The organism is Kitasatospora nipponensis, assembly GCF_039528135.1.
Lineage (GTDB): Bacteria > Actinomycetota > Actinomycetes > Streptomycetales > Streptomycetaceae > Kitasatospora > Kitasatospora nipponensis.
Map to the genome: position 1 here is coordinate 1 of NZ_BAAALF010000562.1, position 911 is coordinate 911.

Below are 911 nucleotides of genomic sequence, written 5' to 3' on the forward strand. Positions count from 1 at the left end.
AGCGGTCGCCCTAAGTTGGTCCGTGACCTTCGGAGAGACGTTCTGATCGGTCTCCAAGTCGATCACCAGTTGAGTCAGGTCAGCCACGGCCGCCAGGATCTCTCGCGGGACGGGATGGCCCATGCTCAGGCCCCAGATGCGAGTAAGCGCCTCAGTGCTACTGCGTACGTACTCGTTCGCGTCAATAGCCATGCCGCCATGCTGCGGGCTGTCTGCCTCCGCAACTAGCTGGGATCGCCCGATCGGGTTTGCGGTGTGGTGCCACTCCGATCCGCAACGTAGGTGCCGCGCTGCGGGACGGTGTACGCGTACCCCTCTTCGCGCAGATGCCGGACCGCCCGTCGAGCGGTGTCCCGTGCCACGCCCCATCGCTGAATCAGCTTGGACTCTGACGGGATGGGCCGATCCACCGCGAGGGCCCCGGACTCGATGTCGCGGATGATCTGCAGGTACGGCGGGGTGGGCGAGTCGTAGTCGATTTCCGAGGCCATCCCGCAAGGGTAGACAACGGGGGACATCCCAAGCTATAGGCCAACGTTGGTAGACGAGGGTAGAGGAGTTGGTCTACCGTCGTAACTGAAACGCCCCGGGACTGCGCAAACAGTCACCGGGGCACGTCTGCACAGCTTTAGGGAGCTGCCGACATGTCCGACCTTATATTCAGGGCTTGGCTATACACAGTGGCCGGCTGCCTGGTCGCAGCGTTCGTCCTGGCGCTCTACATGAGCGGCGCGACGAACACCCCGACCGGCCGCCACCGAGTCGGAGCACCGCGACCGATCCCCGTGGACGTGCCCGCACTGCGGGTGCCCGCCTACCACTACCGCGAGCGGCCCGTGTTCCCCGTAACCACCCCCGAGCCGAACCCGTCGCCCCCAGTCCAGCCTGCCCCGGTTCGGATTCTGCCCGGC

Annotated in this window: 2 protein-coding genes and 1 pseudogene; 1 reads left to right on the forward strand and 2 read right to left on the reverse strand. The window is 65.5% G+C overall.

The window, feature by feature from the left end:
• Both ABD323_RS41895 and ABD323_RS41900 read right to left on the reverse strand, forming a co-directional pair.
• On the reverse strand, nt 1-192 hold a 192-nt coding region (locus ABD323_RS41895; RefSeq protein WP_344447319.1), incomplete at its 3' end, for a hypothetical protein.
• Between the two features lie 32 nt (nt 193-224).
• The gene (locus ABD323_RS41900) at nt 225-491 is read right to left on the reverse strand and encodes a GntR family transcriptional regulator (RefSeq protein WP_344447320.1); all 267 of its coding nucleotides are present in this window, start codon (nt 489-491) and stop codon (nt 225-227) included.
• 153 nt (nt 492-644) lie between these two features.
• Between ABD323_RS41900 and ABD323_RS41905 the strand changes: the two are divergent.
• A pseudogene (locus tag ABD323_RS41905) lies at nt 645-911 on the forward strand (hypothetical protein); the annotation flags it as partial.